The 25,253-nt window shown below is 62.7% G+C and carries 23 protein-coding genes and 1 tRNA gene; 12 read left to right on the top strand and 12 right to left on the bottom strand.

Annotated elements, in window-relative coordinates:
- Nucleotides 1–18: 18 nt before the first annotated feature.
- Complete coding sequence (gene ppa, locus DDE77_RS06750; protein ID WP_108396696.1) at nt 19–552, bottom strand: inorganic diphosphatase; 534 nt, start codon at nt 550–552, stop codon at nt 19–21.
- Nucleotides 553–666: 114 nt separating this feature from the next.
- Between ppa and DDE77_RS06745 the strand changes: the two genes are divergently transcribed.
- The gene (locus tag DDE77_RS06745) at nt 667–1,209 is read left to right on the top strand and encodes a hypothetical protein (protein ID WP_108396695.1); all 543 of its coding nucleotides are present in this window, start codon (nt 667–669) and stop codon (nt 1,207–1,209) included.
- 122 nt (nt 1,210–1,331) lie between these two features.
- Here the strand turns inward: DDE77_RS06745 and DDE77_RS06740 are convergent, their stop codons facing one another.
- Nucleotides 1,332–1,772, bottom strand: a complete 441-nt coding sequence (locus tag DDE77_RS06740) for a tellurite resistance TerB family protein (RefSeq protein ID WP_108396694.1) — start codon at nt 1,770–1,772, stop codon at nt 1,332–1,334.
- A gap of 242 nt (nt 1,773–2,014) precedes the next feature.
- On the opposite strand from DDE77_RS06740, the gene DDE77_RS06735 reads away from it, so the two are divergent.
- Genes DDE77_RS06735 through DDE77_RS06725 form a run of 3 tightly spaced genes read left to right on the top strand, consistent with a single transcriptional unit; the run spans nt 2,015 to nt 7,825 of the window.
- Nucleotides 2,015–2,821 (top strand): hypothetical protein, encoded by an 807-nt coding sequence (locus DDE77_RS06735; protein ID WP_108396693.1) that lies wholly within the window; start codon nt 2,015–2,017, stop codon nt 2,819–2,821.
- Nucleotides 2,742–4,379, top strand: a complete 1,638-nt coding sequence (locus tag DDE77_RS06730; RefSeq protein ID WP_108396692.1) for a Y-family DNA polymerase — start codon at nt 2,742–2,744, stop codon at nt 4,377–4,379. The genes DDE77_RS06735 and DDE77_RS06730 overlap by 80 nt, the downstream gene beginning before the upstream one ends.
- Nucleotides 4,376–7,825, top strand: a complete 3,450-nt coding sequence (locus DDE77_RS06725; protein ID WP_108396691.1) for an error-prone DNA polymerase — start codon at nt 4,376–4,378, stop codon at nt 7,823–7,825. The genes DDE77_RS06730 and DDE77_RS06725 overlap by 4 nt, the downstream gene beginning before the upstream one ends.
- Before the next feature lie 25 nt (nt 7,826–7,850).
- On the opposite strand, the gene DDE77_RS06720 is transcribed toward DDE77_RS06725, so the two are convergent.
- The 5 genes from DDE77_RS06720 to hemC form a co-directional block, all read right to left on the bottom strand.
- Nucleotides 7,851–7,926 (bottom strand) — tRNA-Thr (locus DDE77_RS06720).
- 13 nt (nt 7,927–7,939) lie between these two features.
- The gene (locus tag DDE77_RS06715) at nt 7,940–9,304 is read right to left on the bottom strand and encodes a heme biosynthesis protein HemY (RefSeq protein ID WP_108396690.1); all 1,365 of its coding nucleotides are present in this window, start codon (nt 9,302–9,304) and stop codon (nt 7,940–7,942) included.
- Nucleotides 9,301–10,635 (bottom strand): COG4223 family protein, encoded by a 1,335-nt coding sequence (locus DDE77_RS06710; protein WP_108396689.1) that lies wholly within the window; start codon nt 10,633–10,635, stop codon nt 9,301–9,303. The genes DDE77_RS06715 and DDE77_RS06710 overlap by 4 nt, the downstream gene beginning before the upstream one ends.
- Nucleotides 10,636–10,665: 30 nt before the next feature.
- Nucleotides 10,666–11,397 carry a uroporphyrinogen-III synthase gene (locus DDE77_RS06705; RefSeq protein WP_170116487.1) on the bottom strand — a complete coding sequence of 244 codons (732 nt, stop codon included), beginning with the start codon at nt 11,395–11,397 and terminating at the stop codon, nt 10,666–10,668.
- Nucleotides 11,394–12,338 (bottom strand): hydroxymethylbilane synthase, encoded by a 945-nt coding sequence (hemC, locus tag DDE77_RS06700; RefSeq protein ID WP_108396687.1) that lies wholly within the window; start codon nt 12,336–12,338, stop codon nt 11,394–11,396. The genes DDE77_RS06705 and hemC overlap by 4 nt, the downstream gene beginning before the upstream one ends.
- A gap of 80 nt (nt 12,339–12,418) precedes the next feature.
- Between hemC and tsaD the strand changes: the two genes are divergently transcribed.
- From tsaD to DDE77_RS06680, 4 genes are read left to right on the top strand one after another with little or no spacing between them, the layout of a single operon-like run.
- On the top strand, nt 12,419–13,474 hold the full coding sequence (tsaD, locus tag DDE77_RS06695) for a tRNA (adenosine(37)-N6)-threonylcarbamoyltransferase complex transferase subunit TsaD (protein WP_245895125.1): 1,056 nt from the start codon (nt 12,419–12,421) through the stop codon (nt 13,472–13,474).
- Nucleotides 13,464–14,450: an NAD(P)H-dependent glycerol-3-phosphate dehydrogenase gene (locus DDE77_RS06690; protein WP_108396685.1), complete on the top strand. Its 987-nt coding sequence runs from the start codon at nt 13,464–13,466 to the stop codon at nt 14,448–14,450. The genes tsaD and DDE77_RS06690 overlap by 11 nt, the downstream gene beginning before the upstream one ends.
- 6 nt (nt 14,451–14,456) lie before the next feature.
- Nucleotides 14,457–14,750, top strand: a complete 294-nt coding sequence (locus DDE77_RS06685; protein WP_108396684.1) for a YciI family protein — start codon at nt 14,457–14,459, stop codon at nt 14,748–14,750.
- A gap of 6 nt (nt 14,751–14,756) precedes the next feature.
- Nucleotides 14,757–15,191: an EVE domain-containing protein gene (locus DDE77_RS06680; protein ID WP_108396683.1), complete on the top strand. Its 435-nt coding sequence runs from the start codon at nt 14,757–14,759 to the stop codon at nt 15,189–15,191.
- Nucleotides 15,192–15,352: 161 nt separating this feature from the next.
- Here the strand turns inward: DDE77_RS06680 and DDE77_RS06675 are convergent, their stop codons facing one another.
- From DDE77_RS06675 to dapF, 4 genes are all read right to left on the bottom strand, one after another.
- Nucleotides 15,353–15,973 carry a septation protein A gene (locus tag DDE77_RS06675; protein WP_108396682.1) on the bottom strand — a complete coding sequence of 207 codons (621 nt, stop codon included), beginning with the start codon at nt 15,971–15,973 and terminating at the stop codon, nt 15,353–15,355.
- A gap of 88 nt (nt 15,974–16,061) precedes the next feature.
- Entirely contained in the window at nt 16,062–17,270 is a 1,209-nt protein-coding gene (gene ftsY, locus DDE77_RS06670) for a signal recognition particle-docking protein FtsY (protein WP_108396681.1), read from the bottom strand.
- A gap of 124 nt (nt 17,271–17,394) precedes the next feature.
- Nucleotides 17,395–18,660 (bottom strand): tRNA (N(6)-L-threonylcarbamoyladenosine(37)-C(2))-methylthiotransferase MtaB, encoded by a 1,266-nt coding sequence (gene mtaB / locus DDE77_RS06665; protein WP_108396680.1) that lies wholly within the window; start codon nt 18,658–18,660, stop codon nt 17,395–17,397.
- Nucleotides 18,660–19,511, bottom strand: a complete 852-nt coding sequence (gene dapF / locus DDE77_RS06660; RefSeq protein WP_108396936.1) for a diaminopimelate epimerase — start codon at nt 19,509–19,511, stop codon at nt 18,660–18,662. Before dapF ends, mtaB begins: the two co-directional genes overlap by 1 nt.
- 276 nt (nt 19,512–19,787) lie before the next feature.
- On the opposite strand from dapF, the gene DDE77_RS06655 reads away from it, so the two are divergent.
- Nucleotides 19,788–20,990, top strand: coding sequence for a GNAT family N-acetyltransferase (locus tag DDE77_RS06655; protein ID WP_157959700.1), 1,203 nt, complete (start codon nt 19,788–19,790; stop codon nt 20,988–20,990).
- Between the two features lie 7 nt (nt 20,991–20,997).
- Here the strand turns inward: DDE77_RS06655 and DDE77_RS06650 are convergent, their stop codons facing one another.
- Nucleotides 20,998–22,191, bottom strand: a complete 1,194-nt coding sequence (locus tag DDE77_RS06650) for a GNAT family N-acetyltransferase (protein WP_108396678.1) — start codon at nt 22,189–22,191, stop codon at nt 20,998–21,000.
- 88 nt (nt 22,192–22,279) lie between these two features.
- Here DDE77_RS06650 and DDE77_RS06645 point away from each other — a divergent pair, with 88 nt between their 5' ends.
- The 3 genes from DDE77_RS06645 to rpsP all read left to right on the top strand — a co-directional run bounded on the left by DDE77_RS06645 (nt 22,280) and on the right by rpsP (nt 25,087).
- On the top strand, nt 22,280–22,777 hold the full coding sequence (locus DDE77_RS06645) for a methyltransferase domain-containing protein (protein WP_108396935.1): 498 nt from the start codon (nt 22,280–22,282) through the stop codon (nt 22,775–22,777).
- A gap of 320 nt (nt 22,778–23,097) precedes the next feature.
- Nucleotides 23,098–24,681: a signal recognition particle protein gene (gene ffh, locus DDE77_RS06640; protein WP_108396677.1), complete on the top strand. Its 1,584-nt coding sequence runs from the start codon at nt 23,098–23,100 to the stop codon at nt 24,679–24,681.
- A gap of 31 nt (nt 24,682–24,712) precedes the next feature.
- Complete coding sequence (gene rpsP / locus DDE77_RS06635; RefSeq protein WP_108396676.1) at nt 24,713–25,087, top strand: 30S ribosomal protein S16; 375 nt, start codon at nt 24,713–24,715, stop codon at nt 25,085–25,087.
- Nucleotides 25,088–25,253 lie beyond the last annotated feature (166 nt).

Below are 25,253 nucleotides of genomic sequence, written 5' to 3'. Positions count from 1 at the left end.
TCGCCTCCTTCGAATCGATTACTTGCTGTTGCGGTGCATTTCGATGGAGTCGAGGATCACCTTCTTTGCGTCCTCATAGCCACCGACATGGGAAATCTTGGCCCATTTGCCGGGCTCGAGATCCTTGTAGTGAGTGAAGAAGTGCTTCACGCGCTCGATCTGGATGGGCTGCATGTCGCCCACATCCTTGACGGCGTCATACATGCGCGTGAGCTTGGAAACGGGCACTGCGAGGATCTTTTCGTCCTGACCGCCATCGTCTTCCATGAACAGCACGCCGAATGGACGGCAGCGCACCACGGCGCCAGGCACAAGCGGGCGTGAGTTCATCACGATAACGTCGAGCGGGTCGCCGTCGCCGCACAGTGTGTGGGGCACAAAGCCGTAGTTCCCGGGATAGCGCATCGGGGTGTAAAGGAACCGGTCGACGAACAGGGCACCCGAGGCCTTGTCGATTTCGTACTTGATCGGCTCGCCACCCATGGGCACTTCGATGATGACGTTGAGATCGTCGGGCGGGTTCTTGCCGGTTGGAATGGCGTCGATGTTCATTGCGGGTCAGGTCTCGTTCATCGGGAAGGCAACAAAGTGGGCTGGGTTGTGCCCAGTTGAAGCCGTAAAGGCAAGCCAGTTTGGTGCAAAGCTGCCGATTTGGGGGAAAGAGGGATGAAAAAGACATGGGCCATCGGCCTCTTGCTGTGTGCATTGGCATCGCCGGCCTATGCCGGCTTCAACAGCGCCTATACCGACATCGATCTTGATCAGTGCCTTGTGCTCGATTCCGATGATTTCGGCACCAGCTGGTCCTGCCCTGGCTACAAGGGCTACCCCCTCATGGTGACCGAAGGCGATCTGCGTTTTTCGCTGATTTATGGCTTTGGCGCGAAGCTGGCGGACGGCCAGACCCTGCCGCCTTTCAACCATCTGGGTCAAAAACTCGAATGGCGCCTGTCCAATGCCCTGGGCCGCTGGATGCCCATCGCCACCATCGTGCGCTACCACACGGCAGCGCCCGAAACCGGCGAAGACGAGGGCCAGATCCTCGTCGTGACGCAACTGGTGGAGGGCAACACCTGCCACATCGCCTATATCGATGCGTTGGCCAATCCCGATGCAAACGAGCTGGCGCGCGAGGTGGCGGATGAGTCGGGTGATTTCGACTGCGAGACGGACGAGATCGAGACCATCGGCAAGTTCGAGGCCTGGTAGGCTGAGATTTGCCCAAGGCCTCATGGTGAGCCTGTGGAACCATGAGGTCGGGCGAGTGGAGGATTAAGCGCCACGACCTCGTCCTTCGACAGGCTCAGGATGAGGTCTACTGCAGGATCAGCTCAGGCCTGTTCGGCCTTGCGAACCTGGTTGCGCAGAATAGTCCGGTCGCGGCTCGAAACCCCGATCAGCTCGGCCACGCGCCAGACCATGTTGTCTTCCAGCTCGTGATTCTTGCTGTCGGAAAACACCACCGTCCACATCATGCGGATGATTTCGATGCGGTCTTCCATCTCGAGCGACGTTAGCGCCGAGGTGAAGCGATAAAAATCCACAGCTTCGGCATCGCGCAGCGCGGCCTCCCGGATCAGCCGGTCGACGCTCGCTTCATCAAGCCCATAATGCTCGATCAGGGCGCCGCGAATGGTGTTACGCTCCTCGTCCTTCATCTGCCCATCGACGGACGCCAGATGCACCAGCAGCACCGTGACGGCGAGCTTGGGATCATGGCTATCGAGTGCCGTTTCAGGCTTGTTGAACAGGCGGGTAATGGCCTCGAACATGGGCTAGGGCATCCTTGAACAGCGCGCGGGAATCGGCGATGTGGGTAGGCCGCCCGCAAGGAGAGGCTTGCAACAAACGTAAGCATTGACCGTGATTTGCTCAATGCCCGTTGCCTTGCGCTCACGTGCTCTTGAGCGCTGTTGATGCGGTATGGTCACATTCCACAGCGCGAAAAATGACTCGACTCCCATCAAAAAGGGAGTCTAGATGTTCCTGTTTTGTTCACAACAGGCAGGTTGTCATGCCTTCGTCCGACCGCCAACAGCGCCTTGCCGCGCTGCGGGATTGTATTGCCGATATCGAGCGCAAGCCTGCCCTGGCCCAGGCGCGGGTTGAGGTCGAGAGCAGAACAGGCGCCTTTCCCCAATTCGGCAATGGGCTCTTGCAGGAAATGTTTACCGACGAACCGCGCAATAGCGGTGCAGTGCTGGGCTTTGCCCTGGCGCAGGCCAAGGGCCTGATCAGCACGCAGCGGCCGGCCCTGATCTATCTGCAGCTGGCCGACGAAGGGCAAAAGCTTGGCCTGCCTTATGGTCCGGGGCTTTTGAGCTTTGGGCTTGACCCCGATCGCATGGTTCTGGTGCGGGTGGCCAATATGGCCGAAATGCTGTGGGCCGCCGAGGAAGCCCTAGCCTGCCGGGCCGTGGCCGCTGTTGTCGCCGATATCGGCTCCCATTCCAAACTGCTCGATTTTACCGCCAGCCGGCGTCTGAGCATGCGCTCGGCTGCAACTGGCGGGTCGATCTTTCTTCTGCGCTATGGCCTGGGGCGCCAGACCAGTGCGGCGCATTTGCGCTGGCGGCTGTCTCCCGTCCCTAGCGCTCCTCCTCCATACGACAGCAAGGCACCGGGGCCACCCCGCTGGCGGGCTGAACTGGAGCGGGGAACGCTCATCAAGCATCAGGCCTCTTGGCTGCTGGGATGGACGGACGATGGATTTGCAACATTTGAGCTCGAGCGCCCCATTGATGACGGACTCGGTGGGGGAGCGGCGCTTCCTCGCGCTGTTCCTGCCCAATTGGCCGACCGACTATCTCAAACGGCATGATCCTTCGCTTAGTGGGCCCCTGGTACTCTTTGAAAAGATCAAGGGCGGCTTGCGCCTCGTGGCCGTGGATCCCGAGGCCAGCCGGGCAGGATTGCGCATCGGGCAAACCCTGGCCGTGGCGCGCGCCATGCTGCCGGAACTGACGGCCCGCGAAATCGATCGCCCGCTGCTGGAGGCAGGCTTTGCCGATCTTGCCGACTGGCATTCCAATGCCAGCCCCCTTGTTGCGGTGATGACCGATTGGCAGGCTTTTGGCGATCTGGTGCTCGACATTACCGGCGTAGCGCATCTGTTTGGCGGGGAAGGGCCGATGCTGCGCACCCTTCTTACCCGGCTGCGCGAGCTCGGCTATTCGGTTGCCGGCGCCATTGCCCCCACGATTGGCGCGGCCTGGGCCGTCAGCCATTTTGCCCGCAGCCAGATCGTGCAGAACAGGGACTTGGCTCCAATACTCGACAGCTTGCCGGTCGCGGCGCTGCGGCTCGATGAAAAGCAGATTGCAGGATTGAGCCAGATGGGGCTCACCAGCATCGGGCAGCTGCGCGAACGCCCCCGCAAGCCCCTCCAGGCGCGGTTCGGGCTATCGCTGCTGCTGCGGCTCGACCAGGCCTATGGCATTATCCAGGAGCGCATGAGCCCGCGCCTGCCGCCGGCCGAGCATTATGCCGAGCGTCGCTTTGCCGACCCTATCGGGTTGATGGACGATGTCTTGATGGCCTGCCAGGATCTGGCGGTCCGATTGGCGGGTATGCTGGAAGCCGAGGGGCAGGGCGGGCAGGCGTTCCACCTGTTTTTGTATCGGGTCGACCACAAGGTCATGTCCCTTTCGGTCAATTCAGCCCGGCTGACGCGCGATCCCCACCATATCACGGCACTGTTCAGCCACCGGGCCGAGCGGCTGGCGGGAGAATATGATGCCGGTTTCGGCATCGACATGATCCGGCTGGCGGTCAGCTCGGTTGCCCCGCTCGATCCCGTGCAATTGGGCACTTTCTCCCATGGCGAGGCCGCCGAAGACCTCGACCAGCTCAATGATCGCATGACGAGCCGCCTGGGCACCATGGCCGTGCTCAAGACCGAACTGATTGCCAGCCACATTCCCGAGCGCGCGGCGCGGCTGGCACCGGCGCTGGCGGCTCATCATGAGCCCCGGCAAGACTGGCCCAGACCCTTGCGTCCCTTGCGGCTCCTGCCGGTGCCCGAAATCGTCACCATCAATGCCGAAGTGCCCGACGGGCTGCCGGCTTCCATGATCTGGCGCCGCGAAAGCTACAGGATCGTGAAGGCTGCGGGTCCCGAACGGCTGGGCGCCGAATGGTGGCGCAGCGGGCAAAGACTCCAATTGGTTGAGAGCGACGAGGACGGGGAGCCAGCCTCCGGCGAGCCGCTCGTGCCCAGGGTGCATGTGCCAGATCTCGCGCCCTTTGAGGCCGATCGGGCCCTGCGGGATTACTACATCGTCGAGGATGCGCACGGGCATCGCTTCTGGGTTTACCGTCAAGGCATGCACCGGCCAGGCGAGCCGGCACGCTGGTATCTGCATGGGTTTTTCTCATGAGCCAGGTGCTTGCCTTTGATCCCCCTCGGCGCATCAAGCCCACCCAGGTTCGGAACACAGCCTTTGCCGAGCTGATTTCAACCAGCAATTTCTCCTTCCTGCGCAGCGGGTCGCACCCCGAAGAACTCGTGGCCGGTGCGATCCATCTCGGGATGACAGCGCTTGGCCTGTGCGACCGCAACAGTTTTGCGGGCGTGGTGCGTGGCTACATGACGGCGCGCGACAAAAAGGAGCTTGATCCACAGTTCCGCTATTTTGTGGGCGTGCGGCTGGTGTTTGCCGACGGGACGCCTGATATCATCGCCTACCCTACAAACCGCGTCTCCTATGGGCGGCTGTGCAAGCTCCTGACCATCGGCAACCAGCGGGGCGAAAAGGGCAGTCCCAAGCTGTTCCTCAAGGATCTCTCCGGATCGAGCGATCCCCTTTCGGACACCGAGCAGGGTCCGCCCGAAAATTTCTCGCAAGGCCAGCTGTTGATCCTCATGCCCGATGAGCGCGATTGGGGCCTGACGGAAGCCACATTGGATCATCTGAGCACGCTCGCACCCGGCCGGGTCTGGATTGCCGGCACGCCGCGCTTGGATGGGCAGGACCGGGCCCGGCTCAACCGCGTCGATACCCTGGCAAGGCGCCACGGCGCCCGCATGCTAGCCAGCAATGACGTGCTCTACCATGAGCCCGACCGCGCCATCGTGGCCGATGTGGTCACCTGCATCAGGGAGCACACGACGCTGGAGGAAGCAGGCTTCCGGCTTCAGGCCAATGCCGAACGGCATCTCAAGCCACCCATGGAAATGGCGCGCCTTTTTGCCGAACACCCCGATGCCATCGAGCAGACGCAGCGCTTTGCCGATCGCATCGGGTTTTCCCTTGATCAGCTCGAATACAACTATCCCGAAGAAACCACGGGCACGGGCGAAACGGCCCAGCAAACGCTGGAGCGCCTGACGTGGGAAGGCGCCGCCAAGCGCTTCCCCCAGGGCCTGCCGCCCGGCATTGCCGAAACAATCCGAACCGAGCTCACCCTGATCGCCGAAAAGCGCTATGCCGCCTATTTCCTGACCGTGCAGGACATTGTGCGCCACGCCCGCTACGATCTGGGCATCCTCTGCCAGGGAAGGGGATCGGCCGCCAATTCCACGGTCTGCTATTGCCTTGAAATCACCGAGGTCGACCCCCGCAAGGCCAATCTGGTGTTCGGGCGCTTCATTTCCACCGAGCGCGACGAGCCACCCGATATCGATGTCGATTTCGAGCACGAGCGGCGCGAAGAGGTGATGCAATATGTGTACAGCAAATATGGCGGACGGCGTACGGGGCTGACCGCCAATGTGATCTGCTATCGCTCCAAAAGCGCCATCCGCGAAACCGCCAAGGTCTTCGGCGTTTCCGAAGATGTGGTCGCCGGGCTCAACCAGCTTCATTGGGGCTGGGGATCGGGGCTCGATCTGCAAAGCGTTGCGGCCATGGGGCTCAACCCCAATGATCCGGTGCTGGCACAGATGTTCGAGGTGATCAAGGTTTTGCGCGGCTTTCCGCGCCATCTCAGCCAGCATGTGGGCGGCTTCGTGATCACGCGCGATTCGCTTGAAAGCCTTGTGCCGATCAGCAAATCGGCCATGGACAGCCGCACCATCATCGAATGGAACAAGGACGATATCGACGCCCTCAAGATCCTCAAGGTCGACGTGCTGGCCCTTGGCATGCTCACCTGCCTGCAGCGTGCCTTTGGCCTTATGGACAAGCACTACAATCATAAGGTGAAGCTGGCAGAGCTCCAGAACGAGGAGTTCGAATATCCCGAGCGGGCCAGGCCCGTCTACGAGATGACGCATCGGGCCGATACGGTCGGGGTGTTCCAGATCGAAAGCCGCGCACAGATGACCATGCTGCCGCGGCTCAAGCCCACAAAATTCTATGATTTCGTGATCGAGGTTGCGATTGTCCGGCCCGGTCCCATCCAGGGCAACATGGTGCATCCCTATCTCAGGCGCCGGCAAGGGCTGGAAGAGGCGGTCTACTACAATGACGCGCTGAAAGCCGTTCTCGAGCGAACGCTGGGCATTCCCCTGTTTCAGGAACAGGCCATGCAGATCGCAATTGTGGGCGCCGGCTTTTCCCCTGGCAAGGCCGACAGCCTCCGTCGCGCCATGGCGGCCTGGAAGCGCACCGGCAAGATTGCCCAGTTCGGCGAGGAGTTCATCGATGGCATGCTCCGGAACGGCTATCCGCTAGAGTTCGCCAAGAACTGCTTCGCCCAGATCCAAGGTTTTGCCGAATACGGGTTCCCCGAAAGCCACGCTGCAAGCTTTGCCCTTCTGGTTTATGCCTCGTGCTGGCTTAAATGCCACTACCCCGATGTGTTCGTATGCGCGCTGCTCAATTCCCAGCCCATGGGTTTTTATGCGCCCAGCCAATTGGTGCGCGATGCCAAGGAACACGGCGTCGAGATGCGCCCGCCCGACATCAACCATTCCGGCCATGACAGCAGTCTTGAGGACGATGGCTGGCCCATTGCCGACCATATCTGGCCGCGCCATGCTGTGATGGCCCATGTCATCCGCACCACCAAGGCCGTCCGGCTGGGCCTGCGCACCATCGAGGGCATGCGGGAAAAGGACATCCACCAAATCGTTGCGCAGCGCGGCGCTGGCTACCATTCCATCCGCGAGCTCTGGCTGCGCACGGGTCTTTCGATTTCAAGCCTTGAAAGGCTGGCCCGGGCTGATGCCTTTGCGTCCCTGGGCCTCAACCGGCGCGAAGCCCTCTGGACCGTCAAGGGGCTGGTGGGCACCCATGGCGCCGAAACGCTGCCGCTCTTTGCGGCCGCCCCGCTCGCGTCCAAACCGATCGTGGAGGCTAGTGGCGATCTTCCCGTGATGGCCATGGGCGAAGAAATCATCCACGATTACGCAACGCTTTCGCTCTCGCTCAAAGGTCACCCCGTGCAGTTCCTGCGCCCCATGCTGCAGGCGCGCGGCACGACGCGGGCGCAAAATCTTGGCACGGTCCCGCCCCGGCATCGCATTGAAGTGGCCGGATTGGTCCTCGTGCGGCAACGGCCCGGCACGGCCGGCGGGGTGATCTTTGCCACCATCGAGGATGAAACAGGCGTCGCCAATATCGTGGTCTGGCCCAAGCTGTTTGCGGATGACCGGATCCGCAAGATCCTTCTTTCAAGCCGCATGTTGCTGGTGCGCGGGCATGTGCAACAGGAGGGAATCGTGATCCACGTCATCGCCGAAGATCTGGAGGACTGGACGCCGCACCTGCTTGATCTGTCCCATGGCAAGGACATGGGCGACGCCATCATTGCCCGCGCCGACGAAGGCAAATCTGGCCCCCACGGCAGCCAGACGCGGGATCGTAACGCCATGCGCGAGATCGAACTCGCCCGCCGCCGCGCCTATGCGTCCCTCCCCAAGGGGCGAAACTTTCACTAAGGCACAGTGGCCATGTAGGGAAAACTGGTGCCGCTTGCGTGACTCGAACACGCGACCCCATCATTACGAATGATGTGCTCTACCAACTGAGCTAAAGCGGCAACGAGGGGCCTTTTACGTTGGGTTTTGTGCCGGTGCAAGAGGCAAGGCAGCTTCGGCGGAGGATTGTGCAGGAAGCGTTGCAACCGAGCGCGACGAGAGGGTCACAGGCACCTTCCATTCAAAGGCATCAAGCCGCCCGGTGACCGGTGAAACCGGCTCCCATTCATCGCTGACGAGCCCATCGGCGGTCCAGGCCGGATCGCGTGGCGCCTGCACAGCGCGGGCAAGCCATTCGCGCGCCTTGCCATGATCGCCGTTCTGACCTTCCTCGATCTCCGCCATTAGGCTCGCCACGCCCTGCGTTGCCTCCGGGCCGACAAAAGGGGCCAAGGCATTGCGGGCCAATGGCCAGTCATAGGCATCGATGGCTGCGCGCGCCAGGGCCGTGCCGGCGGAGCGATGGGGCGGGGGTACGTCGATGATTTCGCGTAGGCGCTTGAGCCTGTCCACGGCCGAGGCGCCGGGCTGGGCGTGGCTATAAAGCGCTGCCACATCCGGGTGCCCTGTGGATCGCCAGATCCGGCGCAAAAGGCTCATGGCCTTGCGCGTTTCGCCCCGGTTGATGTGGATGCGTGCGGCAATCAAAGCGGCCGGAACAAAATCGGGCAGGAGCTTGAGCGCGGTCGAAGCATGGTCCAGCGCCACCAAAGGATCGCTGTTTTCTGCTTCCCGGGCGCGCGCTGTTTCGATCACCGCCTGGCGGCGGCGCTTGCGGGCGCGATCTTCCCGATTGTTAGCCGGCTCGGCATTGACCATGGCAACAGCCTCGGCCCATTGCCCGCGCCGTGCCAGATCGTCGAACACGGCATCGGCCGCCCAGGCGCTGCCTGGCGCCAGCGCCAGGGTTTTGCGCGCAAACACCAGCGCCGCGTCCTCACGATTTTGCGCCCGTGCCTGATCATAAAGCCCTGTCAGGGCCGCAACGGCTGTTTTCTCGCTGGCGATCAGGGCGCGGTAATGCTCGCGCGCCGCCGGCATATCGCCCAGGGCCAGGTCCGCCCGAGCTTCCAGCAGCTTTGCGGCTGCATTGCCGGGCAAACGCGCCTGCGCATCACGCGCCAGGCTGCGGGCACGCGCGGGATCGCCCGCCTGCAGCGCCACCACGGCGTCCGACAGGGCATCCACGCCCTGCAGATGGCGCCGCTGCCGGTTGCGCTGCGCAATGGCGCGCGGCGCCGTGATGATGCGGCGGATGATTGCCCAAAGCACGATCACAAGCAGCGCCACCAGCATGAACAGGAAGATAGCCGCGCCCAGGCGTGGCTGCATGCGATAGCCCGCAACCTCCAGCGTCAACGTGCCGGGCAGCGAGATCAACCAAGCGGCAAGCGCCGCAACAACAAGCGAGCCAATAATCCAGGAGGCGAGACGGATCATGGTTGGGCCTCGCTGGCGAGGGCCTGATTGCGAACGGCTTGCAAGAACTGCGCTGCGTCCGCTTGCGCTGCGACCAGGGCGGGCACGTCCCCGGCTGCAGCCCGCATGGGCTCGGGCAGGGCGGCGAAAAGCTCGTTGGCGGCGGCAAAATCGCGCCGCGCAACAGCGCTTTCAAGCCTTGAGGTAATGGCTTGGGGCGTGTCGCCTTCCAATTCACCGGTTGGCCGCAGGGCAATGGCCGAGGTGAACCAATCGATCGCCCCCTGCTGCCATTGCGCATTGGGGTCGGCCGGTTGGGCGGCAATAATGGCAGGCAGTACCGCGTCGAAACGCTGTGCAACAAGGTCGGGGCGAGGCAGGCCGGTGCCTGCGGCATTGCTGACCGTGCTCGGCGGTGCCGTGTCCGGGGCGGCACTGCGCAGCGCATCGAGCTCGGTTTGGAAGGGGCGACCAGTGGCAAAGGCGGTTTCAAGGCCCGAAAGGATCAAGGGCAGCTGCAGCACGGCGCCGATATCGGCCGGCTGCTCGGCCAGGGCAGCCGTGGTTTGCGCCACGCTTGTGTCGAGCGCTTGAAGGCTTGTCTCGGCCGTGCCAAGCCGCCCGGCGAGTTCCTCCACACGCGAGCCAATCGCCGCGATCTCGGCCCTGATACTTTCCACATCGACTTGGGGCGCAGCAGGCTCGGCGGGTAGCGCATCGACGCGTGATTGCAGCTGCGCAATGCTTTCTTCAATACCCGAAAGGTCCACCGGTTCTGCCGGCGCTGGGGCTGGGGCTGGCGCAGGAGGAGGCGCTGCGGCAGTCACGGGCTCCGCGTCTTCAAGCGCCGCAATGCGCTGGTTCAGCGCTGCCAATTCCGACTGGGTGGTTTGCGTAACCGTTTCGAGCTCGGGAATGGCCGTGGCGAACTGCGCCAGCCGTGGATCGGGAGCCGGCTGGGGCGCAGGTGGGGTCGGCCACAAACCCGCGGACGCGATGCCATAGGCCGCGGCAAGGCCGAGCACCCCGCCCGCTAGCGTTGCTCCGATTGGGAAGCGGGACCGGCTTTGCCCGTCGCCGGACGTTTTGTCAGCGGGCTTTGTTGTGGGGGGAACAGTGCTGCTCGGCTTTGTCTTTACCTTGCTATCCGGCTGGGTTGGGGGCGTCACAGGCGGCTTGGAACCCGCCTTGCTTTCCGGCTTGTCGTTCTTGCCAGGCGCTTCAGCTGATGGAGTGGCGGTCGAACTTTCGCGCGCCGTCAAATCCAGCACGGGTGGCTTGACCGCAGCCGATTTCCCATCCGCCGGCTTGTCCGGTCCTGCCTTGGGATCATTGCCCTTATTATCAGCCATCAAAGGGAATCCTCTTTGTTTAGGAGCCGATCATGGCCCAGTTTGCTCGCGCGCAACAGCCAGAGCCAGCGCCATCATGGCATCTTCATCGGGCCGGTCGGCAAGGCTGATGCGAATGAAGTGATTTTCCAGCAATGGCTCGGCCACCGCTTCGCTGAGGCACAGCATGGCGAGGCGCTTGCGTTGTGCCGCTTCAAGGTCCTGCGTCAGCTGGGCAAAGATTTCGGCGGTGCGGCGGGAATAGCAAAGGACTGCCGTGATGCTCCCGTCCTTCAGGCTTGCCATGATTTCGGGGGGCAGGCTGTCGACCGCAACCATGTCGTAGATGCGCGCGGTAGCAACCATGATGCCGAGCGGCGCGACGGCCTGGGCCAGATCGCCGGCGCTGTAGCGGCCAGTGGGGTGAAACACGGGGCCCGGCAGGCGGGCAATAGCCATGGCATTGACCAGATCCTGCAAGGCGCCCGCAGCGCTGCTGACCCGTTTAAAGCCAACGGCTTCCGCCTCGCGGGCGGTACGATCGCCCACGGCAAAAACGGGCAACTGCAAATAATTGCCCAACACACCGCGCTCTTCGAGCGAGCGAATGGCATTGGTGCTGGTCAGGACCATGGCGGTAAAGCCATCCGGCGGCGGCAGGCTGACATCAAGCGTCTTGCGCACCATAACGGGGGTAGCCTGGGCGGATATTTCTAGCGCCTGCAAACGGGCCAGGGTTGATTGACCATCGGGCTCAGGGCGCGTCACCAGCATGTGCGTCATTGAATTGCCGCCCACTGCGCCAGCCATTCCGTGCCAGCCTGCCGGATCAGATCTTCCCCGACCTTGCGGCCCAGCGCCAATGGATCGGCACCACTCGCCGCACTGTCAAAAGCGGTTTGTCCATCAAGGCTCAAGATTTGCCCTTTCAGCGTCAGGGTGGAACCGTCAAAACGGGTCAGCGTGCCCACCGGTGTGCGGCAGGAGCCATCAAGCACAGCGAGCATGGCCCGCTCCGCATCCACCATATAGTGGGTGATTGGATGATCAAGCACGGAAACGGCGTCCATCATGGCGCGATCATCGCTGCGCACGGCCAAACCGATGGCGCCCTGCGCCGGCGCCGGCATGAAAAGCTCTGGATCAAGCAGCGCCGTAGCGCGATGCCCTTCCTCAAGGCGATTAAGCCCCGCAATTGCCAGCAAGGTGGCGTCGGCAACCCCATCCATCAGTTTTTGCAGCCGCGTATGAACATTGCCGCGAAATGGCACGATGCGCAGATCGGGGCGCTGGCGCAGCACCTGGGCCGCCCGGCGAATGGAAGAAGTGCCAAAGCGGGCGCCCTCGGGCAAATTGTCGAGACCGGCGACCGTCACGGAAATAAACGCGTCCCGCACGTCTTCTCGCTCAAGGATGGCGGGCAGGGCGATGCCGGGGGTGAGCCTGGTCGCCACATCCTTGGTGGAGTGCACGCCGATATCGATACGGCCCTGGAGCAGGGCCTCGTCGATCTCTTTGGTGAACAGGCCCTTGCCACCGATTTCGGTCAGCGGCTGGTTGCTGGCCTGCGTGCGGTCGCCACCGGTGGAGATGACCTCGATGACGATGTCGTCTTCGGCTACGCCATGTGCGTCAGCCAGAAGTGTTCGCACCATCCTGGCCTGTGTCAGCGCGAGTGGGCTGCCACGCGTTCCGATCCGGGCAAAGGGGGCTGGCGATTGCAATCTCTAAACGTCCTATAGTAGGCAGGGTTACCCCTAAGTGGAGTAACCAGTTCAACGTGACCGGGCAAGCGCAAGCCACTATTCTAGGCATAGAGACCAGTTGCGATGAGACCGCGGCCGCGATCGTTGTTCGCGACCAATTCGGTGGCGCGACCATAAGTTCCAATGTGGTCCGTTCGCAGCTCGATGAACATGCGGCATTCGGCGGCGTCGTGCCCGAGCTGGCCGCCCGGGCGCATGTCACCTATCTCGACCACATCATCGAGCAGGCGTGCCGCGAGGCGGAGGTGAAGCTCGCTGACGTCGACGCCATCGCTGCAACGGCGGGCCCCGGGCTGATCGGTGGCGTGCTGGTGGGCCTGACCACCGCCAAGGCACTGGCAGCGGCACTCGGCAAGCCATTGATCGCAGTCAATCATCTGGAAGCCCATGCGCTAACGGCGCGGCTCACCAACAATGTTGCGTTCCCCTATCTGATGTTGCTGGTTTCAGGCGGGCATTCCCAATTCGTCCTCGTGCGGGGCGTTGGAGATTACGAGCGCTGGGGCACGACGATCGACGATGCGCTTGGCGAGGCCTTCGACAAGGTCGCCAAGCTCTTGAGCCTTGGCCATCCCGGGGGTCCGGCGGTGGAGGCGATGGCCCGGCAGGGCGACGGCAAGCGTTTCCGCTTCCCCCGGCCGCTGCTGCGCGAGGCCAGGCTTGATTTTTCATTTTCGGGGCTCAAGACCGCCGTGCGCCTGCAGGCCGAAGCGCTGGCGCCGCTGAGCGATGGGGATGTCGCCGATATCGCCGCGAGCTTCCAGGCCGCGGTGGCGGAGATCGTGGCTGTGCGATCACGGCAGGCGCTGGAGCGCTTTTCGCAGGATTTTCCCGGCCAAGCCATGCAGCTCGTGGTGGCTGGCGGCGTCGCCGCCAACCAGGCGATTGCCCAGGCGCTGCGCGAGGTTTGCGAGGAGGTCGGCGCAAGCCTCATTGTGCCGCCCATCAAGCTATGCACCGACAATGGTGCCATGGTTGCCTGGGCCGGAGCGGAGCGTTTTGTTCTGGGCGCAACCGACAATCTCCAATTCACCGCCCGTCCGCGCTGGCCGCTCGACACGCCGGACATGAAGGTCACGCCCGATGCGGCTTGAAACCGTCGGCGTAATCGGCGGCGGCGCCTGGGGCACAGCCCTGGCGCAGGCAGCGGCCATGGCTGGCCGCCAAGTTCATCTCGTGGTCCGCGATGCGGCGCAGGCCGATGAAATCAATACCCAGCGCACCAACCAGCGCTATCTTGGCGCGCAGATACTGCACGATGCCATCACGGCGGGCACCGAGGCGAAGCCCGCTGATGTGGTGATCCTCGCCGTTCCCGCCCAATCGAGCCGCGCGGCCCTTGCTGCAGTGGATGTTGCCACATTGGTCGGCAAGCCCGTGGTCCTGTCGGCCAAGGGGCTCGAGACCGGCACCTTGCAGCGGCAAAGCGAAATCCTTGGGGATATGGCGCCGGGAGCCATACCCTTCGTCCTGTCAGGCCCAAGCTTTGCCGCCGATGTCGCAGCGGCACGGCCAACGGCGGTGACGCTGGCGGGCGATGATGCGGAATTGACGTCTGCGCTTGCTGCAGCCCTGGCTGGCCCCAGCTTCCGGCCCTACGCTGCCGATGATCGCATTGGCGTTGAAATCGCGGGCGCCCTCAAGAATGTTTATGCCCTGGCCTGCGGTGCCGTCGAAGGCGCGCAACTCGGAGCCTCGGCGCGCTCGGCCCTGATCGCGCGCGCTTACGCCGAAATGGCGCGCATGGTGTCGGCTATGGGCGGATCGGCCCATACGCTGACGGGGCTTGCGGGCCTGGGGGACCTCACCCTCACCTGCACCTCCACCCAGTCGCGCAATTATCAGTTCGGCATGGCGCTGGGGCGCGGCGAAAGGGTCGAGGAAATCCTTGCCGGCGGCGCCAAGCTCGCCGAGGGCGTTGCCACCACCCCGGTTGCCGAAGCGCTTGCCAAGACCCTCGGCGTCGATGCGCCGCTTATCTCCGCCGTGCAGGCTGTGCTCAGCGGCTCGGCCGATATCTCCACTGTTGTCGCGGGGCTGATGTCCCGCCCCCTGAAACGAGAGGACTAGAACCCAATGCTTTACGCCATGATCGCCAAGGACAAGCCCGGCAATACCGACAAGCGCCTCGCCGTGCGCCCGGTGCATTTGCAGCACCTCGATAGCCTTGGCCAGCAATTGCGCCTTGCCGGCGCGCTGCTCGATGAAACCGGCACGCCCGAAGGCTCGCTCGTCGTGGTGGAAGCCGAGACCATCGAGGCCGCAACGGCCATCTTCAATGCCGACCCCTTCGTGTCGGAAGGTATTTTCGAGAGCATTGAAATCAAGCCATGGCGCCTCGCCTACGATCACATGTCGCCCAAGGCGTAAGCCGAAGTGGCCTATTGGTTGATGAAATCGGAGCCGAACGTTTTTTCGTTCGACGACATGATGGCTAAGACCCAGCGCGGCGAGCCCGAGTCCTGGCACGGCGTGCGCAACTACGCGGCCCGCAACAATATGCGAGCCATGCAGATCGGCGACGAAGCTTTCTTTTACCACTCCAATATCGGCAAGGAGATCGTCGGCATCATCCGGGTGATCGCCCTGGCGCACCCCGATGATACTGCCGAGCTCAACGCCAAGGGCGAAGTGGTCTGGGAGTGCGTCGATGTAGAAGCGGTCAAGCCCTTAGCCAAGCCCGTGACGCTCGCGACCATCAAGGCCACGCCGGAGCTGGCAAATCTCGAGCTGGTTACCCTTTCGCGCCTATCGGTTAGCAAGGTGTCGCCCGAGGAATGGGCACTGGTCTGCCAGATGGGTGGGTTGTAGGGGCGCTCACGCGGTTGCCTGGCTTGGCTTGGGCCAAATGGCGCCGCATCCTCGATCGTCACCCTTGGGCTTGACCCAAGGGGACTACACTTGCTGAATGAGCCTTAAGTACCGATCCCTCGGGTCAAGCCCGAGGGTGACGTCTGGTTGTTGGCAGACCCTCAGGTCTCCACCACCACCGGCGGCACATGCTTGGGCTCGTCAACCGGCGCATATTTGTTGAGTAGCGACAGCTGGCTGATGGAAAACACCACCGTCAGCGGCATCACGCCCCAGACCTTGAACGCGACCCAGAAATCGGTCGAGAAATTGCGCCAGAGCACTTCGTTGATGATGGCGAGCGCAACAAAGAACAGTCCCCAGTTCAGCGTCAGCTTGCTCCAGCCTTCGGGCCTGAGCTTATAAACATCGCCGAAAACATAGCGCAGCAGCGACTGGCCAAACAGGAGGCCTCCCAGCAGCACCGCTGCAAACAGCCCGTTGGTGATGGTCGGCTTGATCTTGATAAAGGTGTCGTCCTGCAGCCAGAGCGTCAGCCCGCCAAAGACCAACACGACGACGCCGGTCACCAGTGGCATGACGGCGATCTTTTTAAGGATCAGCCAGGTCAAGATCAGCGACACGGTCATTGCGGCCATGAAGCAGGCCGTGGCCACGAAGATGTCAGCGCGCGCATTGGCGATAAAGAAAACGACCAGCGGACCCAGCTCAAGCGCCATCTTGATGATTTGCGGGCGCAGTTCTTCCCAATTGACATCGGGTTCGGCAGCTTTGTCGGTCATAGGCCTGTTCTTTCGTGTCACCGCAATGTGGCGGCAAGTGCTTCCTCTTGCAAGGCCGGGATAGGCAGCAAGCGTGGTCAGATTGCGGCTATTCCCGTCCCGCGATAGCCCGCGCAAAGTCCGAAGCGGTAAAGGCTTCGAGATCACCAACCCCTTCGCCCACGCCGATGAAGTGAACAGGCAGGCCGAATTTGCGTGCGATGGCAACAAGGATGCCACCCCGCGCCGTCCCGTCGAGCTTGGTCATCACAAGGCCGGTGACACCGGCGCGGGCGCCAAAGATCTCCACCTGCCTCAGGGCATTCTGGCCCGTCGTGGCATCCAACGTCAAAAGCGTTGCGTGGGGCGCCGTCGGGTCGACCTTCTTGATCACGCGGATGATCTTTTCGAGCTCGTTCATCAGCTCGTCGCGGTTTTGCAGGCGTCCGGCCGTGTCGATAATGAGAACATCGCGCCCCTCCGCCCTGGCTTGCGTCACCGCATCAAAGGCGAGGCCCGACGCGTCGGCGCCGGCCGGGCGCGAGATCACCGGGGCTCCCGTGCGCTGGCCCCAGACCTGCAGCTGCTCAATGGCGGCGGCCCGGAAGGTGTCGCCAGCCGCCAGCATGACCGAGCGGCCTTCGGCGGCAAATTTTTGCGCCAGCTTGCCGATGGTCGTGGTCTTGCCCGAGCCATTGACCCCGATCATCAGGATCACGAAGGGTTTTTGGGCGGTGTCGACCGCAAGCGGGCGGGCCACGGGACCAAGAACCTTTTCGACCTCGGCTGCCAATACGGCGCGCACATCTTCCCCCGATACATCGCGGTCGAAACGATCGCGGCGCAGGGTGTCGGTAATGGCGGTGGCGGTCTCGATACCCAGATCGGCCTGGATCAGCACGTCTTCGAGCTCATCGAGTGTCGCCGCATCGAGCTTGCGCTTGGTGAAGACCGAGGTGATCGAGCCCGTCAGCTGGTCCGACGAGCGCTTGAGCCCGCTGGTGAGGCGCGTAAACCAGCTTGCGCGCGGCGCCTCGGCCGGCACTTCCACCATGGCGGGGGGATCAACGGCGACAACAAGGTCTGGCTCGGGCTCCGCACGGGCGGCAGCCTGCTCCTCGATTTCCTCAACGTAATCGGGCGTGGTTTCGGGAGGACCAGGTGGCGGCAGGTCCTGGGGAGCGGTAGGCGCTTGGGGCGCAATAGGCTCCGGCTCAGGCGTCGCTGGCGGTGGCTCGGGCGGCGTCGGCTGCGCTGGCGGCTCCCCCACGATCTCGCCCCAGAGGCGCTTAAAGAAACCCGGCTTTTGTTCGCTCATGCGCTTGCCTTCTTTTGGGTATTACGACCTCCTCCTTCAACAAGCTCAGGAAAAGGATTAGCTTGGCTCTCCAGAAGTAGTCCTCATGGTGAGCCTGTCAAACCGTGTGGACGTGGCAGGATCGTCAAGCCGCATGCTGCAGCGCCTCGCCCACCAGCCCTTCATTGGTCACATCACCTATCCGAACGGTCAGCAACTCGCCCGGTTGCGCATCGGGCACATGGACGGGCACGAACTGCTCGGTGCGGCCCATGCCATTGCGCTCGATCAGCACGTTTTCCGTCTGCCCGACGCGGCTGCGGCAAAGCTTGGCAAATTGCCGGTCGCCCTCGGCGCGCAAGAGGGCGGCGCGATCGCGCGCCACGGCCTTGCTCACCTGCGGCATGCGGGCGGCAGGCGTGCCTTCCCGCGGCGAATAGGGAAAGACATGCAGATAGGTCAGATCCGCCTCGCCCACGATCCGCAGGGTGTTTTCGAACATCTCCTCGGTTTCCGTCGGAAAACCCGCGATGATGTCAGCGCCGAACACCATGTCAGGGCGTAAGGAGCGCAGCTTGGCGACAATCGCCAACGCGTCGTCGCGGCTGTGGCGGCGCTTCATGCGCTTCAAAATCATGTCGTCGCCCGATTGGAGCGACAGGTGCAGATGCGGCATCAGGCGGCGATCGCTCGCCATCGCATCATAAAGCGCTTCATCGGCTTCAATGGAATCGATGGAGGAAATGCGCAGGCGCGGCAAATCGGGCACGTGGCGCAGAATGGCCTGGGTCAGCTTGCCCAGCGTTAGATTGCCGGGCAGGTCCGGGCCATAGGAGGTCACATCCACCCCCGTCAGCACCACTTCGCGATAGCCATTGCTGACGAGCTTTTTGACCTGGTCCACCACCGCCCCCATGGGCACGGACCGCGATGGGCCCCGGCCAAAGGGAATGATGCAAAACGTGCAGCGGTGATCGCACCCATTCTGGACCTGCACAAACGCACGGGCACGCCCATCCATGCCCTCGATCAGATGGCCCGCGGTTTCCCGCACGCTCATGATGTCGTTGACCTGCACCTTGTCGTTCAGGGGCACGCCAAACACCATGGGCTGGTAGCTCTCGGACCGCATCTTGTCTTCATTGCCGATAACAAGATCGACTTCGGCCATGTCGCCAAAGGAGCGCGCTTCAGTTTGTGCAGCGCAGCCAGTGACGATGATGCGCGCGTCGGGATGGTCGCGCCGGGCCTTGCGCACGGCCTGCTTGGCTTGCTTAACGGCCTCGGCCGTCACCGCGCAGGTGTTGATGATGACGGCGTTGTCGAGCCCCGCCTTTTCGGCTTCGCTTTTCATCACCTCGGCCTCATAGGCATTGAGGCGGCAGCCAAATGTCAGGGTTTCGATCGCCATCAGGCCGCAACCTCGTTGCGGGCCCAGAGGCCGGAAAGCGGCTCAAGCGTGCCGGTCCATTCCAGCTCCGAGGGGCCGGAAAGGGTGACATGGTCGTCAGGGCGCCATTCAATCACGAGATCGCCGCCGGGCAGGGTGACGGTCACCTTGCGCGCTGTGCGGCGGGTGCGGGCGCCATTGACCACGGCGGCGCAAGCAGCGGTGCCACAGGCCTCGGTCAGCCCCGCTCCGCGCTCCCAGGTGCGCAGCACCATGCGATCGGGCGTCAGCACCTGAGCCAGCGAGATATTGGCCCGCTCGGGGAATATCGGATGGTTCTCCAGCATGGGCCCGAACCGGTCCAGCGCATAGCTCCACACATCATTGTTGACCCAGAAGGTCGCATGGGGATTGCCCATGGATGCCACCGATGGCGAATGAAGCACCGGTGCGTCGATCGGCCCGATCTGCAGCTCGATCTGCCTTGTATCGGCGAATTCCTCGGCCAGGGGGATATCGTACCAGGCGAATTTTGGCGTGCCCATGTCGACGGTGATCAATCCGTCTTCCTCGACCCTGCCGAACAGGATGCCCGCGACCGTCTCGAAGGTAAATGCCCTCTCGTCGCCCTGAGACGCCAGAAATTGCGTGACGCAGCGCATGCCATTGCCGCAGGCCTGGGCACGCGAGCCATCGGAATTGATGATCTCGATGAAATTGGCCGTACCCGGCGTCCTGGAATCATGGATGGCCATGATCTGGTCGAACTTGGTTGGCTGGGCCGCATTGATCGCGATTGCGGCGGCCGAGCTGACGCGATCGGTTCGGCCGCGCATGTCGACCACGATGATCTGGTTGCCCAGACCGTTCATCTTGAGAAAGGGGACACTGCTCACTTGCCGGTTCGCCGCTTCGATTGCCAAGAGCCGGTCAGGCCGGCCATTGGCCCTATATGGCGGAACGCGACGGAAAATACCAGCACGGGGCGAGATCACGCCTTTGCGGGGCAGCCGCAAGCAAGATTGTCTCCAGCACAGTATTGGGTTCAGCCGCTTTTAACCAGAAGACATGGTTGCAAGCTCGTCGCGGGGCAAAGTCCTGTATTCAATAGTCAAGCAAGTGAATGGGCAGGGATTATGACGAGCGCAATGGCATTTGATCTGACCGAAACAGCGACCATTTCTGCTTCCAAGCTGGAGCAACTCACCTTTCGCCAATTCGATGTGGCAGGGCTTCGTGCAATTGGGGCAAAGGAGTGGGGTGACCTCGCTGCGGCGGCGCTGGTCGAAAATCCATTCTATGACCGCGGTCACGTCCTGGCTGGCCTTGATAACATGGACCAGGGTAAAAAGGTGCGCGGCTATAGCTTCACCACGGCTTCAGGGCAAATGGTGGGCCTCTTTCTCACCCAGCCCCGCTCCATTGTTCCTTCGCCCTTTCCCGTGGCTAATAGCCTGGCCAATATCTACCAGTTTAGCGGCACACCCCTGGTGCATCGCGACCATGCCGAGCAGGTGATCGAGGCCTGGGTGAATGGCTTAAGCAAAGGCAAGCTGCCGGCGATCTGGAGTTTTGCCGATTTCGATACCGCCTCACCGCTTGCAGAGATGATGCGGCAGGCGGCGCAAGCCCGGGGGCTTCACTGGCAGGTCGTTGTTCCCTATGAACGGGCGCATCTTTCCCGGCTTCCGGATGGTTTCGAGGCGCATCTACAGGAGGTGCTCTCCAAGAGCCGCTTGCACGATGTCCGCCGCACAATGCGTCGGCTGGGCGAAGCCGGCTCCTTCTCGCTTGAACATGTGCAGGATGGTCCTCAATTTGCCCAGCGTCTCGAAGATTTCCTCCAGCTGGAGCATTCCGGCTGGAAGGGGGCGCAGGGAACCTCCTTCCTGTCGCACGCGAAAGACACCGCATTCGCCCGGGCGGCCTACCGCCCCGGCTTTAGCGCTCTTGATAGTCTCCTGTTCGAGGGCAAGCCCATTGCCATGAAGCTCGCGATCCGCACTGGCCGGACCGCCTTCACGCCCAAGATCGCCTATGACGAAAGCTTCAAGAAGCTTGGGCCGGGCATGGCGCTGGAATATCTGCTGCTGCAGGAATTCTACAATTCCGACGGGCTGGACGCGATTGACTCGGCCTCCACCGCCGAAGGCCATTCGGCCCTCAACTTCTTCAACAATCGCAAGGCGATGGGTACGGTGCTGGTTGGCCGGCGCCAGTGGCAGGTCAAGCTGCTTGCCGTCCTTTATGAAGGGCGTAAGGCGCTCAAAGGCAAGGTCAAGTCATGGCAGGCGCAATGGAACGCCCGGCGCACTCGGCCCGCCGCTACAAAGGCTTCGGGCACGAAGTAATCAGGCGCTAGTGCCGGTTTCGCAGCTTGAACAGCGCGCGGCGGATATGCTGGGCCGTCTGCCACAGGGCCGGGGTTTGCTTGATCAGGCGCTTGCCGGCACTCAGCTGCGTCCTGGCTCGGGCAGCAATGCGTCCCTTGAGCGTCAGTGGCAGGACGCTGTTGAACACAGGCTCTGACTTGGTCCATTCGGTTTTGTAGTCGAAATCGCCCAGGCCCATGTCAAAGGTCGTGATGCCCTGAACGGTCAGCGCATCCATGAGCTCACTGATCAGAATGCCCATGAGGCTATAGCGTGCCGCCGCTCCCGAGGTGGTCGAGTTGATGTATTGCGAATAATGCGTGCTCGACTGCAGCCCCCAGCTGGTGGCCACGATCTCGTCACCGGCATAAAGCGCGTGAAGACACAGGGTTGGGCGCTCGCTCCCGAAGCCCGCGCGGGTAAGATCGCGGAACAGCTGGTAAAAGGGGGCCTGTGCGAACATGTTGCTTATGCCCATTTCTGCAAAACGGGCGCCGCGCTGATCCAGAAACGCCTGGTGGACCTGTGCGAGCATCTGATCGTCCCGCACATGCACCATCCGCACTTCGCCATGCTGCTCGGCCAGCCGCCGCCGCCCGCGGTTGATGTTGCTGCGCCGCTTGGTGCTGAGCCGGTGATCGATATAGGGCACCGGCGTCGGGCCGATCACGGCCGTATAAAGATTGGATGGCGCCGGCGCATGATCGAGAACAAGCAGGGGATTGTCGTGCCCCTGCCAGGTTTGGGGAAGATTGGACAGTGACAGAAGGTCGATGCCACCTGCTGCCTGGCTGACCAGGGCGAAAATCCGGTGCAGTTCGGCTTTGCTCGGGCTAAAGCCCGGCTCGGCAATCAGCCAATCGGCATTGGATTGCTCGGCGCCCAGCATATGGGCTTCGGTTAACCCACGATGCTTGCGCAGGCCAAGGGGCAGGAGCGCCACCGGGCGCTCGTTTCTCGTGATCACCGCCACAAGGACGCGGCTGTTTTTTTCCGCCCCTGCCGCCAGCAGGGCGTTGATCCAGTCGAAACGCTGATAGGGCGTTGCAACGGCGCGCTCCTCAAGGCTGCGCCAGATCGCTTCGGCCCCCTGGAGCGTATCGAAGATCTCGACCCCTAGTGGCGCAGCAGCCAATGCTGGCGAGACTGAGCGAGGCTGAATTTCGGAGACATCCGACATGGAGCGACATCTTGGTTCGGGACGGTGGGTCCACTCTAGAAAACAAAGCGCGCGATTTCGTTAATGGGCATGCCAAAGGATGAAGGAAATGGGCAGGGGAATATCTCGTCACGAACGCGCAGTCGCGGCGCTAGGCTTGGTTGGCCATGAGCATGTACTCGAGATCGGATGCGGGCACGGCCTTGCCGTGCGCCTCGTGCTGGAGCGGCTGACCAGCGGCACCATAACCGCCTTGGACCGCTCAACCAAAATGATCGACGCCGTCCGCGCCAGCATCCAGGACCCGCGCCTTTTTACCTGCGCCCAAACGCTGGAAAATGCCCAATTCGGTTCACGGCGGTTTGACGCCATCCTTGCCGTCAATCTGGACGTCAATTTGCGCTTCGCTGATCGCTGGCCCGCCATGCTCAAGGCGCTGCTGCAACCAGATGGACGCATTGTTCTCCTGATGGAGGCTCCAGCCGGCAGCGGCAAGGCTGCGCTTTTTGCCAGCCAATCGCTGCGCCTTTTGAGCGACGCCGGGTTTGCCGCGCACCAATTGCCGGCACCACGTGAGATGGCGATTGTCCGGGCAAGCCTCCCCTGAAATGGCGTTTCTCCGCACGTTTCTTGACTCAGGCGCCACTTTCCCCTAAACGGCACGCTATTCATCAGGCCCAAGCACCTGAAAGCCGACCGGGACCCCACAGGGTATAAACCGATCCCGGAGGTCACCATCCGCCAGCGCGTTGCGCCCGCGGGTGGGTTTGGCGTTTGCCTTGGTGGATACCATATGGCTCACTGGACGAGCGAAGCGAGGACCTCGGCAACCGTTTGCCGCCCCCGCGGAGGACCAGCGAAGCGACCAGCGCGGCTTTAGCGCGTCGGTCGAAGAGCGGCGCGGCCCGTGAGCGAGAAGGAAAAAGAATGTTTGAGAGCTTAAGCGACCGGCTTGGCAAGATCTTTGATGGCCTGCGTGGCCGTGGTGCCCTGAGCGCCGCGGACGTCGATGTGGCGCTGCGCGAAATTCGCCGCGCGCTGATCGAGGCCGACGTTTCGCTTGAAGTGGTGCGCGCCTTTGTCGAGCAGGTGCGCGACCGCGCGGTGGGCGTTGAAGTCACCCGCTCGGTGACGCCGGGCCAGCAGGTCGTCAAGATCGTTCATGACGAATTGGTCGGTGTTCTGGGCGACAGTGCCGTGGCCATCGACCTCAATGCGCCAGCGCCCGTCACCTTGCTGATGGTAGGCCTGCAGGGCTCGGGCAAGACCACGACGACCGCAAAGATCGCCAAGCGCCTCAAGGACCGGCAGAAAAAGAAGGTCCTTCTCGCTTCGCTCGATACGCGCCGCCCTGCGGCCATGGAGCAGTTGCGCGTGCTGGGCGAACAGGTGGGCGTCGATACGCTGCCGATCGTCCCTACCGAAACGCCGGTGCAGATTGCCCGCCGCGCCGAGCGCGAGGGCCGTTTGGGCGGCTATGACGTGCTGATCCTCGATACGGCGGGCCGCACGCATATCGACGAAGAACTGATGGTTGAAACCACCGAGATCAAGTCGGCAACCAAGCCGCACGAGATCCTCCTCGTGGTGGATGCCCTGACCGGCCAGGACGCGATCAATGTCGCGCGCTCGTTCGATACGCGGCTCGATGTCACCGGCATCGTGATGACGCGCGTCGATGGCGATGGTCGCGGCGGTGCGGCGCTCTCGATGCGTGCGGCCACGGGTAAGCCGATCAAGCTGATCGGCGTCGGCGAAAAGATGGATGCGCTGGAGGATTTCCATCCTAGCCGCATCGCCGACCGAATTCTCGGCATGGGCGACATTGTTTCGCTCGTGGAAAAAGCGGCCGAGCATGTTTCGGCCGAAGACGCCCAGAAGATGGCCAAGAAGCTCAAGAAGGGCTCCTTTGACCTCGACGATCTGCGCAATCAGCTCATCCAGATGAAAAAGATGGGCGGCATGGGTGGCCTCATGGCCATGATGCCCGGCGCCGGGCAGATGAAGAAAGCCATGGCAGGCGCCAATATCGACGAGAAGGTGTTTGATCGGCAGATCGCCATCATCAACTCGATGACGAAGAAGGAACGCGCCGATCCGGACCTCTTGAACGCTTCCCGCCGCAAGCGCATTGCGGCTGGCGCGGGCGTGGAAGTCTCGGAAATCAACAAGCTTGCCAAGCAGCACCGCCAGATGGCCGACATGATGAAAAAGGTCGGCAAGGGTGGGATGGGCGCGCTGGGCGGCATGTTCGGCGGCAAGATGGGCAATATGCTCGGCGGCATGCCGGACCTGAGCAAAATGGATCCGGCCCAGCTCGAGCAGATGGCGCGCCAGGCCGGGATCGACCCCGCTTCGCTCAAGGGCCTGCCATCGGCGCCGACCCCGCAACTCACCCAAAAGCTGCCGACCGATGTCGGCGCGCTGCTCAAATCCTCCGGCTCGGGTCTGCCAGGCCTGGGTGGAGCGCCCCGTTTCCCCGGCCTTCCCGGCCTGGGCAAGAAAAAGTAAGCCTTTCAACCAAACTCAAGGATTTTTACCCATGTCCCTCAAGCTCCGTCTGGCCCGTGGCGGCACCAAGAAGCGCCCATTCTACCACATCGTTGTTGCCGACGCCCGCTCGCCCCGCGATGGCCGCTTCATCGAAAAGCTGGGCACGTTCAACCCGCTCCTGGCCAAGGATGCCGAGAACCGCGTCGTGCTGAACACCGAACGCGCCAGCCACTGGCTCCAGGTCGGCGCCCAGCCGACCGACCGCGTGCTGCGCTTCCTTGATGCCGCTGGCCTCACCAAGCGCGAAGCTCGCAACAACCCCAACAAGGGCAAGCCCGGCGAAAAGGCCACCCAGCGCGCCGAAGAACGCGCTGCCCGCGAAGCCGCTGCCAACGCCCCGGCCGAGGAAGCTGCTGCCGAGTAATCTCTTGGCCGCGTGAATATGAAAGCCCCGGTGCACCGCGCCGGGGCTTTTTTGTTGTCACAGGGCCGGCCACACCCACAATGTCATCCCGGCCTTGAGCCGGGATCCATCCTGAGATTTTTTGTCTGGACGGCATGGCTGTTCAAACCACCTTGCGGCTGTGGCG

Origin of the sequence: Devosia submarina (assembly GCF_003056345.1) — a bacterium.
Classification (GTDB): Bacteria; Pseudomonadota; Alphaproteobacteria; order Rhizobiales; family Devosiaceae; genus Devosia; species Devosia submarina.
This window is presented reverse-complemented; position numbering and strand designations above follow the sequence as displayed.

What these genes read in the sequence shown, in the direction of transcription:
- ppa (WP_108396696.1), bottom strand. Translation starts at nt 552, where the DNA reads ATGAACATCGACGCCATTCCAACCGGCAAGAACCCGCCCGACGATCTC.
- DDE77_RS06745 (WP_108396695.1), top strand. Translation starts at nt 667, where the DNA reads ATGAAAAAGACATGGGCCATCGGCCTCTTGCTGTGTGCATTGGCATCG.
- DDE77_RS06740 (WP_108396694.1), bottom strand. Translation starts at nt 1,772, where the DNA reads ATGTTCGAGGCCATTACCCGCCTGTTCAACAAGCCTGAAACGGCACTC.
- DDE77_RS06735 (WP_108396693.1), top strand. Translation starts at nt 2,015, where the DNA reads ATGCCTTCGTCCGACCGCCAACAGCGCCTTGCCGCGCTGCGGGATTGT.
- DDE77_RS06730 (WP_108396692.1), top strand. Translation starts at nt 2,742, where the DNA reads ATGACGGACTCGGTGGGGGAGCGGCGCTTCCTCGCGCTGTTCCTGCCC.
- DDE77_RS06725 (WP_108396691.1), top strand. Translation starts at nt 4,376, where the DNA reads ATGAGCCAGGTGCTTGCCTTTGATCCCCCTCGGCGCATCAAGCCCACC.
- DDE77_RS06715 (WP_108396690.1), bottom strand. Translation starts at nt 9,304, where the DNA reads ATGATCCGTCTCGCCTCCTGGATTATTGGCTCGCTTGTTGTTGCGGCG.
- DDE77_RS06710 (WP_108396689.1), bottom strand. Translation starts at nt 10,635, where the DNA reads ATGGCTGATAATAAGGGCAATGATCCCAAGGCAGGACCGGACAAGCCG.
- DDE77_RS06705 (WP_170116487.1), bottom strand. Translation starts at nt 11,397, where the DNA reads ATGACGCACATGCTGGTGACGCGCCCTGAGCCCGATGGTCAATCAACC.
- DDE77_RS06690 (WP_108396685.1), top strand. Translation starts at nt 13,464, where the DNA reads ATGCGGCTTGAAACCGTCGGCGTAATCGGCGGCGGCGCCTGGGGCACA.
- DDE77_RS06685 (WP_108396684.1), top strand. Translation starts at nt 14,457, where the DNA reads ATGCTTTACGCCATGATCGCCAAGGACAAGCCCGGCAATACCGACAAG.
- DDE77_RS06675 (WP_108396682.1), bottom strand. Translation starts at nt 15,973, where the DNA reads ATGACCGACAAAGCTGCCGAACCCGATGTCAATTGGGAAGAACTGCGC.
- ftsY (WP_108396681.1), bottom strand. Translation starts at nt 17,270, where the DNA reads ATGAGCGAACAAAAGCCGGGTTTCTTTAAGCGCCTCTGGGGCGAGATC.
- mtaB (WP_108396680.1), bottom strand. Translation starts at nt 18,660, where the DNA reads ATGGCGATCGAAACCCTGACATTTGGCTGCCGCCTCAATGCCTATGAG.
- dapF (WP_108396936.1), bottom strand. Translation starts at nt 19,511, where the DNA reads ATGAACGGTCTGGGCAACCAGATCATCGTGGTCGACATGCGCGGCCGA.
- DDE77_RS06655 (WP_157959700.1), top strand. Translation starts at nt 19,788, where the DNA reads ATGGCATTTGATCTGACCGAAACAGCGACCATTTCTGCTTCCAAGCTG.
- DDE77_RS06650 (WP_108396678.1), bottom strand. Translation starts at nt 22,191, where the DNA reads ATGTCGGATGTCTCCGAAATTCAGCCTCGCTCAGTCTCGCCAGCATTG.
- DDE77_RS06645 (WP_108396935.1), top strand. Translation starts at nt 22,280, where the DNA reads ATGGGCAGGGGAATATCTCGTCACGAACGCGCAGTCGCGGCGCTAGGC.
- ffh (WP_108396677.1), top strand. Translation starts at nt 23,098, where the DNA reads ATGTTTGAGAGCTTAAGCGACCGGCTTGGCAAGATCTTTGATGGCCTG.
- rpsP (WP_108396676.1), top strand. Translation starts at nt 24,713, where the DNA reads ATGTCCCTCAAGCTCCGTCTGGCCCGTGGCGGCACCAAGAAGCGCCCA.